General features: G+C 55.9%; 5 protein-coding genes and 3 pseudogenes. 3 read left to right on the forward strand and 5 right to left on the reverse strand.

Features of this window, described 5'->3' with window-relative positions; genetic code table 11:
• From RZR99_RS31335 to RZR99_RS31350, 4 genes and pseudogenes are all read right to left on the reverse strand, one after another.
• Positions 1-575: IS110 family transposase (locus RZR99_RS31335; RefSeq protein ID WP_323123610.1), on the reverse strand; the 575-nt coding region annotated here is incomplete at its 3' end.
• Between the two features lie 253 nt (positions 576-828).
• Positions 829-1,947: pseudogene (locus tag RZR99_RS31340) on the reverse strand (porin).
• 193 nt (positions 1,948-2,140) lie between these two features.
• Positions 2,141-2,738: pseudogene (locus RZR99_RS31345) on the reverse strand (IS3 family transposase); the annotation flags it as partial.
• Between the two features lie 370 nt (positions 2,739-3,108).
• Positions 3,109-3,429, reverse strand: coding sequence for a hypothetical protein (locus tag RZR99_RS31350; RefSeq protein ID WP_323123611.1), 321 nt, complete (start codon positions 3,427-3,429; stop codon positions 3,109-3,111).
• A 199-nt stretch (positions 3,430-3,628) separates the two neighbouring features.
• Between RZR99_RS31350 and RZR99_RS31355 the strand changes: the two genes are divergently transcribed.
• The 3 genes and pseudogenes from RZR99_RS31355 to RZR99_RS31365 all read left to right on the forward strand — a co-directional run bounded on the left by RZR99_RS31355 (position 3,629) and on the right by RZR99_RS31365 (position 8,335).
• On the forward strand, positions 3,629-5,371 hold the full coding sequence (locus tag RZR99_RS31355) for an integrase (RefSeq protein WP_323123612.1): 1,743 nt from the start codon (positions 3,629-3,631) through the stop codon (positions 5,369-5,371).
• A 170-nt stretch (positions 5,372-5,541) separates the two neighbouring features.
• Positions 5,542-6,369: pseudogene (locus RZR99_RS31360) on the forward strand (ATP-binding protein); the annotation flags it as partial.
• 1,594 nt (positions 6,370-7,963) lie between these two features.
• Entirely contained in the window at positions 7,964-8,335 is a 372-nt protein-coding gene (locus tag RZR99_RS31365; RefSeq protein ID WP_323123613.1) for a hypothetical protein, read from the forward strand.
• Between the two features lie 156 nt (positions 8,336-8,491).
• Here the strand turns inward: RZR99_RS31365 and RZR99_RS31370 are convergent, their stop codons facing one another.
• On the reverse strand, positions 8,492-9,511 hold the full coding sequence (locus RZR99_RS31370) for an IS110 family RNA-guided transposase (RefSeq protein WP_323123614.1): 1,020 nt from the start codon (positions 9,509-9,511) through the stop codon (positions 8,492-8,494).
• Between the last annotated feature and the right edge of the window lie 1,033 nt (positions 9,512-10,544).

Below are 10,544 nucleotides of genomic sequence, written 5' to 3' on the forward strand. Positions count from 1 at the left end.
ATCCGGTACTCAGTGAAGACGATATGCTGGGCGGAATCCTCAAATTTGATTTTTGAGAGGAAGAGCTCGTGCTTCGGCCCCCAGCGCGTGCCAGTATAGGAAAGTCCATGACGAAGCAGGAACGATTTGAGCCTCTGCCGCACTCGACGATGGTCGTTCACGGCGTCCTCGCGGGCGCGAACCAGATCACGGATGGCTTCGTCCTGCGGTTCGGGAACAGCAACCGGCACCAGTTCTCCAGCGCGGTGAAGTCTGGCAAGCAGCAAGGCGTCGCGACGATCGGTCTTGATCCTGTCGGCCGGCCGTCGGGCGACCCGGGACGGAGCAACTACTTCGCATTGGTAGCCTTGTTTGCGTAATGCTCGCACGAGTCCGTAGCCGCATGGCCCTGCTTCGTAACAGATGCTTAACTCAGAGGGCTTGCCAAGCGTGGAAAGCGCCTTGGTCAAGGAAATAACGCTGTAGCCGGTGGTGCCGACGAATTGGGGATCATCGTGAGTGTGCGCGCGTGCGTTCGCAATCGCGATGGAGTCCTTGTGAACATCTAGCCCGATGTAAAGCTTGATCTCGTCCATGACTGTCTCCGCCGCTCCGTGAGGAGCGTCTGATTATCGACCGGACGCCAACTCCGCGTTTCCCTGAAGGCCATCATGTCTTAATCACTATTCTTGGCGCTGAGGCGTCGCTAATTCATGTAGATGATAATTATTAAATTTGCGTGTGATGCGGGGATTTTGCAATTGTGATTGCTGCTTATATATGAGTTGCGCGGGGCGATGTTTGAAAACTTTTCAACTGAAGCAAATGGTTAGGTGGTTATCGCTCGATTCAGAATGAATGCGTCATTCCTATCGTGATGTTCAGTCGTGCATTGTTTCCGTTGGCTACTGGGTTGCCGGTTGAGAGCTCGCCGGAGTCGATAGTTGAACCCCAGTAGCCGGCATAGGATCCTGTCCATCGATTGAAATTCATTCCGGCAACAAATATCGTTCTTTTCGATAATGAATAATCGAGAACGAAATATATCGTTTGAAGTTTTCCATTCCCAGGCACGCCGAGCACTGATCCACCTGTCACTATACCCTGCGCGTAGGCAATCTTCCAAGTGAGCAACGGGGTCACGTTCCAGCTGAGGCCAGCCTCGAAGAAATTTAGCTTTTGGCTTGTGGGTGAATTGGCGATAAAACCACTGTTGTTGATACCCGTGAATCCTGCATCGCGCCCGACGTGCATATATGAAGCAGATAAAATTACTTTATCGAGTTTATACGTGCTCCCAAGAGACAGGACATTGTTCGTTTTGCCGGTGTTTTGTTTTGTGGTTTGGTATACTCCTAACAACATTAATGGACCGGTTTCATATCCCAGTGTTCCTGCAAGGGTGTGGCCACCCAGCGCTGATTCAGTCTAGCCTCCAAATGCATACATCGCACCGACAGTGATACCATTAGCTACCATTCGGTAGCGAACAGCATTGTCAAATCGCGTGCCAGAGTAAACGACCGGCCAGACATCTTCGATCGTTATCCCGCCTCCATGTACTGGATCTCCGAGAGCTAATGGTTCTGCAGCACTACCATACGTGTTCAGTCGGCCCATATCAAAGCGCCCAACTATCGTGGTTAAACCGACACTAGCCTCACTGCCAAAAAATCCTTGAGTAAAACCGGCGATTGATTGTGCGCCATTGTTCAAATTAAATGGAGATTCTAATTTGAAATGGGCATTCGTTCCTCCGCCAAGATCTTCGCTACCTGTTAGCCCCCAGAAATTTGTAGCGTCAATGGTCCCAGGCTGCATTGAGATGGAGTGATCTCCAGCAGGATTGGCATGTGTCGCATAGTTTACGGCTGCTGAAATTGTTCCGTACAGAGTGATGCTGGATTGAGCATGCGTTGCTGTCGATGCAGCTCCGATCAGGAGGGGTACTAGTAGGGGGTTTTTCATACCATATCCCTGTAAATTTTATAAAATTTGATAATTGTTAGAGATTCTAAATTGATTAATCAATCCGAGGCTGATCGATTCTAGCCGATGAACGACATGATCCAACCCTAGGACAATCCTTGTTCAGAAACGTGCTCGACAACGTGACGAGGAGCTGACCTGCGGCGGAATTTTGTAGCCAATCAGGCAGTGGTCTCGCGTCGATATTATCGGAATCCAGCCAGGCTCGACGGACCGTGGCGGGAGGTTGATAGCGATGTGCGCTATGGGGTCGGCGCTCGTTGTAGAACTGTCGCCAGCGTTCGATGAGCACCTTGGCTTCGGCGCGGCTGCGGAACCATTCCCGGTTCAGCAATTCGTCACGCAGTTTGCCGTTGAAGCTCTCGACGAACCCGTTTTGCCACGGACTGCCTGGCGCGATGAAGGCCGGGCCGATTGTAACATCTCGCAGCCAGCGCATGACCTTGACGGCGGTAAATTCGGCGCCGTTGTCCGACCGTACGAACGCAGGCTTGCCGTACAGCCGCATCAGTCGCGACAGCGTCAGAATCACATCCTGCGACCGCAGGCTGGCGCCGACCTCGATCGGCCAGGCACTCGCGGGTGTATTCATCGATCACGCAAAGCATCTTCAACGCCCGCCCATCCACCAACTGGTCGTGCACAAAGTCGTAGCTCCATACCGAATTGGGTTGTGTCGCACCGGGCAGGCGAATGTCGTTGCCACAACGACGACGGCGAGGACGCCGCCGCGGAATGTTGAGCGGCAAGACTCGCCACATTCGCCGCACGTGTCAAATGAACTAAAGTCGTCCAGTTCCACCGACTAGTTTATAAGGGCTGGCGAGCGATGCCAGATAACTTTACGTCATTCTTGATTGCCATAAACTTGTCCATTTTGCTGTATTTGACCTAAAGTAAACCAATATCGCTGCTCCAGTGTTCCCGCCATGCGTGTACCCGAATCCATGCCCATTTCCCGGCTGCCCAAGCAGACGCTTCATCATGTGTGGTCACCGAAGCTGCAGCGCGCACTGGTGTTCACCTCACTTGACCAGATCCGCCTGTGGGTCATGCTCGAAGCAAATCCGGCTGTCACGACATACTGCGAGCGGCCCCCTCGTATCGGTCCAGCCAGATCCGCCTCCGGATTTCTGGCTGCTACGAGACGGTCGACCTCAATATCTGACTCTCGCCCAGGCCAGCGAGCCGCCCCTTCAAGTTCAGGTCCCTGCCGGCGCACCGTCCCTGCCGCTTGTTCAGACCGTCCAGCCGGCCGAGCTTGACGAATATCGTGTGTGGATTCTGAACTGGATGACTTTGCTGCCCTATCTGAACACAGGGCGGCGGCTGGTTACCACGGCCCTTGCGAATGATGTCCTCGCTTTTTTCGAACACGAAGCATCCTTTCTTGAACTTGAACGCCACTTCGCACGGCACGATCCTGTCCTGATTCGTACCGCCGCCATTGCTGGCCTGCACGCAGGTTATCTTCTGAGCCCCGATCTCGTCACCCGGTCCTGGGCGTTGGACTCCCGCATACATCGGTTTGCGCAGACAGGACATTATGCGACGTAGCGACATCCCGGAACCTCTCACCGACGCCAGACTGTGGCCATCCGTTGATCCACGCGCGCTCGATCCATCACGGCGCAAGATCTACGTGCAACGTGAGCAAGCCATGCTGGCCTATCTGGGCGGTACACCGCTTGCGGACATCACCCGGGACCATAAGATCGACCCCAGCTTTCTTTCACGATTACTGACGCGCTGTCTGGCCGCGCACGTTGACGGCCGGATTCAGGGATTCAGGGGACTCATTCCACATGCACGCGCTAAAACCTATCGCCGAAGCAAACCGGCAGATCGCCAAACGTCGCATGGTGGCCTGAGTGGCGCTATCGGACAGTTGTTCGAACGCCTGCCCCAACTCCCCCGCATCATCGAACGGCAGATTGGCAACGGCCATCTGGGAATGACCCGCACAAACCGCCTGTCAGGCCTTACCGAAACACACTCCATGGTGATAGCTGCATGCCTGGAAGCCGGACTGACGGCGGCCGACTACCCCCTGAATCAGGACGAGCGCGGATATCGGTCCTTCGCACGGTGGATCAGGCGACTGCTCGAAGATCGCATCCCGTTGCGCATACCTCATAACGACAGCCCCTGGGAAACGACGGTCAGACCATTCTCTGTCGTCGAACTCGACGGCCACAAGCTTGACCTGCGCCTGCGTGTACGTTTCATCGAGCCTTCAGGCATCAGCGTTGATCTCGAAACCGAGCGCCTGTTCGTGGTGACGATGATCGACATCTGCACCCGCGCCGTGATCGGCTGGCACGTTGTCCCTGCGCCCGAATACGATCACCACGACGTACTCGCGACGCTACAGGATGCGTTACGCCCCAGACGTAAACGCGATCACTTCGCGATTCCTGGCCTCGGTTACCGCGAGGGTGCCGGCTTTGTCTCCGAACTGCCCGAACTGGCCTACGCCTGCTGGGATGTGCTGAAGGTCGACAATGCCGCGTCTCATCTCACTGAAGACGCCTTCGCGCCTGTCTGTGAATTCGTCGGTTGCCGGATGGAAGCTGGTCCTGTAGGTGAACCCACCGGACGTCCCCTTATAGAACACTTTTTCCTGACGCTGACCGACCGGATGTCCCGCAGAGTACACGGTACGACGAGACGTCACCCCAACGATCCCGTCGGCAGGAAAGGCAGGCAAACACCTGTCAACCAGCTGATCACGCTCGGAGAGCTCGAAGAGCTGCTGGACGTCACGATTGCCAACTATCACTGCACGCCGCACGATGGCCTGAATGGCCGAACCCCACTTGAAGCAATGCGCCTGGCGCTCGATCATCACACCACGCCGGTTCGAACCCTGTCAGCTTTTCTGCGATCCCGCCTGCACCAGCTTCAGTCGGTCCATCTTTGCACGGTCCGCGGTAGCGTTGCAAGCGGTACCGCACCGTATATCAGCCTGTATGGCGCCCGTTATAGCAGTGAGGTCATGCAGCGGGCAACCGGGCTGTTGCGCCAGCCCATTCGGGTTTATCCAAATCCGGCCGATATGCGCGAAGCGTGGGCGTATCTGCCCAATGGAGCCGAACTGGGTCGACTCAGTGTACTGGAAGGCTGGCGCTACAGCCGTCACACCTTGCGTCTGCGTCGCCATATCCTGCGCCAGCGCCGCCTTGGCCGGTTCACTTTCTCTGGCGAACAGGATCCGGTTCAACTGCTGTCGAAGTCGCAACGCAATGCGTCCAGACGGAGCAGAAAGGATGGCACGGTCGGCATGCAACTCTCCCGCATGGAAGAGCCCGCAGGTGCCACGAACCTCCCCATCGTACGATCGCAACAGGAAGGCGACGAAGCTGTCGTCGATTTCGGTGACTTGACCGTACAGAACCGATGATTCGAGGAAACGTATGGCTACCGCCCCGCAGCGACCCGCGTGTCTGGAAGATCATCCCGTCAGCCGTCGTACCTACCGGATACCGACACCGTCTATCGCGGCCTTTCGCACCCTGGTCGACGAATGTCTGCTGCTGTATATCACCGGTGCATTGATCCACGGGGCGACCACGTATTGGAAAGACCTGTGCCATCGAGTTCATCCGCCGCGATCTCGAACGGCGTCATCCAAGGCTGTCGATCTACAGGATGCGCTGTCTGCGTTCACAAACTCCTTCGGAGAACAGCTTTTTCTCATCCCTGCTGCACGCGGCAAATCATCCGGCGCAAAACGGCGCGTCAAAGGCCGCCCTTCGCGGGCGGCTCCTACACAAACTGAGACAGGTAGCCGACGCGAAGGGCGATGAACGGATCGTTCTGTTTGCTGACGAAGCGCAGAATCTGCATGAGTTTCACTATGAATGGTTACGTGACCTGCATGATGAGCTGGAAAGCAACGGATTGCGCCTGTTTGTCTTTCTGGTAGGTCAGTCCCAACTCGTCGCGCAGAAATCCGCCTTTCAGGCGCAGGACAAAAACCAGATCGTTGCGCGCTTCATGGTGGAAGAGCTGGCGTTTCGCGGCATCACCTCGCTCGCCGAATGTCGTGCCGTGCTCAAAGCATACGATCAGGGTGAGTATCCTGAGGCGTCCGGCTGGTGCTATACACGCTTTCATGTTCCTCAGGCTTATGAAGCCGGCTTGCGCATGCAGGACTCCGCGGGTGCCCTATGGCATGCTTTCGAGGATGCCCACATTAAGGCCCAGCTCGAAGGTCCAGTCGACATTCCCATGAAATACTTCACCGCGGCCGCCGAGGCTGCCCTTCTAATCAGTAGTGCCAATGATAATCCAACCATAACCTTCGATGTATCTTTCTGGATATCCATGGTCGAGCGCAGCAGGTACGTCATGGCGCAGAAGGCCGGCGGCGCCACGCTATCGGCGATCAGCAGATGACAGATCATGTGTGAGGTCCGACTTGAAGAAACCAAGCCTATCCTCTGGAATCCAGCAGACACAGCCCTGGCAAACTACACGTCGCGCCCTGAGTGGAGCTCCGCCGGGGAATCCAAGTGGATGCGGCTGTCGAAATTTTCGCTGATCAACCGATTGACGGTGGCCGAGCTATCAAAGCTGATCCTCCTACTGCCAGCGAGGGAGATCCTCCCCACAAAGGGCGTTGATCTGCGTTGTGCCGATCAATTTGACCCCGTCCGCCTGGAAGATCTGCTGCAGATCACACCCAACGATGTAACCGCGGCATTTTGTTACCGCTCACCTAGGCTCCCCGTCGCAAGCGCCGAGCTACGCTATTGTCGCGAATGTCTGCGACAGGGTTTTCACGCCGCATGGTTTCAGTGGCGTTTCATCTCGCGCTGCCCCGTGCATCACCTTGTCCTTAAACTCGGTTGCCCCCGGTGCGCAGAATCAATTCCATACGCGCTGCACGGTGACATGGCGGAACATCCACTCACATGCAAGCGATGCGGGGCACACTGGGTACCCGCCTTGCACTTGCCCGGATGGAGATGCACACCGGTCTCAGGACGCTCCGCCCGGATTCTGCGCAGGTGGCAGGCATATATCGCCGGACCCATCGAATCCCTTTGCGAATTTCCACGTCGACAACACGACCCCCTCAAGGGCCAGTTTCTCGCAGTGCATCGCAGTCACACAATATTGCTCGCCACACCGCGCATCTCCGTATGTCGAATCGGCTTTACGATGCTCCGCCGCCCACTGTTCTGGAACTACTGGCAACGCGCCCCCGGTCTTCCCAGGATCAGCTCCGTCCGGTACCTGATATACTCGAATCCCGTTCGTCGCACTTCAGACAGCGCGATTGGCCTCACTTCGCTCAGCGCTTTCTTGCACTCGAGCAAACGCTCCAGCATTCCCAGACCCAGCTCTTCGGACGCGTGGTACACGGCATCGACAGGACTACGTGGCATACGTTGTGCCGTCGGCAATTCGCTATCGCCATCGATGTCATCACTGTAGAAACAGCTGCTGCTGTCGACTGGCATTTGAGCTGGCTCGGTTTCGCCCGCACCTGTGCTCACGCGCTTCGCCCCTTGACCCCGGCGCTTGGTCTGTCCGGCTGGCTGGCGCACTGCCCAGATCGCCCGCAAAGTTTCACGTATGCTGCCTGGACCGGTCAGTTGATAGTCTGGTTGCGGGAAGATCTCGCAACGTCCGCCTGGACCTAGCATCGTTTTGCACTGTTTATGCGCCCGCGGAAATTCTATCTCCTGCGCCCCGCTCTCGCGCATCCAGCTGAACTTGCCGCGTTGCGCTCAGCACAGTATCGACAGGACGTCGCTTCAAATTCGCGCAAATCCTCGTCGTCGGAAGCACTCACCACATCAACGGATTAGATAACTTTACGTCAATTTAACGATAAGACTCAGATTAATAAAGGTTTTTATCGTCCGCCTTCATGAAGTTTATTCGATTGGACGGCTTTAGGTCATTTCCCGGACGACTTTACTTCGTTTGACAGCTACGCTCCAGTTGACGCAACAAACCCTCCGGACATGCACGCGCTGTGTTGAATAGCGCCGCATCGCGTCTCGACCAGCTCGTCGACGCGCTCGAGGCGGCCGCCGACACCCTGCACCCGGATGAAGCTGATCGCCTCTGGCATCAGCTGCAGGCGATCGCAAAAACGTTGCGACGAGCCGGCCATCTGCGACCGCTGCCGGCGCGGCGCGTGCCGGCACCGCCGCCTGGCCAAATGGATTTGGTTGACGAGCTCGACACATCGCGCATTGAATCCTGGACGACGCACCATGCCACCTATATGAACGCGTCCCGTTTGCAACAGTTTTCGTGTGTTCAGACTGACAGGATGGGCTGCAGCTCTATATCCGGCCTTGTTGCAGCCGATACTGCCGCTGCGGGCCCCTATGAAATTCGCTGACTCGCACCTCATTCTCCAAGCGAGCTAGTAGCTCGTGGCGGCATTCAGGTTTAGCGAGTCCCGGTCCTACCTGGCTTGTCATCACACTCGATTGCTGCGCAACCTTTCGACGTTCACCCTGTGCTAAACGTTAATCTTCAACGTGGTATTCACCGATCAAGCCGGCTTCACGCTCACGTAACCTTTTTGGTACGGCCGGTCATGGGCCAGTACCGCCCAGATCGTCCGCGCCATCTTGTTGGCCAATGCGACGATCACCACATTCGGCGGTCGGCGCCTCTTCATCTGCTCGACCCACTCACCGGGCTCTTTCGCGTGCATCAGCACACTTCGTGCACCGTGGATCAGTAGCGTGCGCAGATACGTGTCGCCCCTCTTGCTGATCCCGTGCAGGTTCACCTTGCCGCCCGATCCGGTTTGCTTCGGCACTAACCCGGCCCACGCTGCGAATTCCCGTCCCGAACTGAACGCCTTCGGGTCGCCCATCATTGCCACCGCTGCGGTGGCTGTCAGCAATCCCACGCCAGGGATTTCGCTGATCGCCTTCACGGCCTTGTCTTCCTTCTTCCATTCGCGCATCCGGCGTTCGATTTCGGCAATTTGTTCGTCGAGCTTTGCCAACCCGTTCCATTGCTCTCGCAACGTATCGATCAGTGCCGCTGGCAAGCGCTCTGCAATTCGGCCAAACGCAGTCGGTATTTCCGCGTCCAGCTTCGCCCGTCCCTTGCTCATCACCTCGCCGTATTCGGTCAGCAAGCCACGTAGTCCATTGACCTGCATCGTGCGGAACTTCACCAACTGCTCGCGCATCCGGTGCAGCGCCAGCATCGCCTGCTGCATCTCGGTCTTCACTGCCACCGGCTTGCTTGGCTGCTGTACCGCAAGCCAAATCGCCCGGGCATCCGCCGCGTCGTTCTTGTTCCGGATGTTGAACGCCTTCACGAACTCAGCCGGCATCAGCCTGACCTCATGACCCATCTGCGTGAGTTGCCGAGCCCAGTGGTGGGCTCCACCACACGCTTCCATCCCGATCAGGCAGGCCGCACGGTTCGCGAAGTGCTCCAAGAACTTCTCCCGCTTGATTGCCTTGTTCACGATCTCGCCGGTTTCCCGGTCAACGTAATGCACTTGGAATACTCGCTTGGCGATGTCGACACCTACGGCCATACTGTTCATCGTGGATCCTCCGATTGCCAGAAAATGCATGCATTTTCTACCTGGGCACATCGATGCCGTTGGCCCGTGAGGATCCACCTTCATTCTTCGCTCACTCGGTCACGGGGTGGGACGCGTTCATTTCAATTCTCCGAATGACCACGTGTCGGCGAACGTTGTCGGGACCTGGCGCCTCTTCATAGGGGAAGGACCATGTCATGACACGGTTCGTATCGCCGACACAGCGGCGAGTTCACACGACTCAAACGACCCCAGACCATAAAATTACGATGCGTTCAAATCCTCGTACTACTATAGACTGGCTGCTTAAAACGAATGAAACCCTTGTGTTGATTTCCACAGAGTCTTAACCCACTTCGGTGGAAATCAACAGATGGATGTCTGTCTGCGTGCACGGGCGCCAATTAGGTGTTTCAAATCGCGGTGTAGCAGGGCAGGAGATCGCGATCATCCGGGTCTCGATGCTATGTGCGGCCGCGAGGTGTTCAGGGTTCTCGATCGAGGGGCTGCTCCAATCTCAATGATGGGGTATGCTCCACGTTACAATCCCTACCACAACATTACGATTTTTAGCAAAGTAATAGTCTTCATTATTAACGAGTACACCATCCACGTATCGCTTAAACGTGATGTATCCATGTTCGTTCGTATCTTCGATTGTTCGATAATGCGTATATTGACAAGATCTGCGAACCGAGTACGCTGTTGCCCCAACGACTTCACATCCTGCCACTTCTTTCCAAGACACATCTTTGGTCACTTTAGCATTTGCCGAGGATACGTACATGGCGCTCATGAATAAAGCAAATATGCAAATAGAGATTCTATGGATCATGATTAGACGCCCCTTTCTATCACAGCACATGGATCGATATTTTTATATCTATAGTAAATAATAATTAAAGCACTCGCCTACAACGACGCAACCTCGCATGGAATGCAATCGCCCCATTTATATGGTTCATCGCGGATTACCGGGGAAGGCAGCGCGGATCTTGAGGAAGAAGTATTGCTCATCCCGGTAGCCGTAGGC

The sequence above is a fragment of the Burkholderia alba genome (assembly GCF_034721475.1).
In the GTDB taxonomy this organism is placed as follows: domain Bacteria; phylum Pseudomonadota; class Gammaproteobacteria; order Burkholderiales; family Burkholderiaceae; genus Burkholderia; species Burkholderia alba.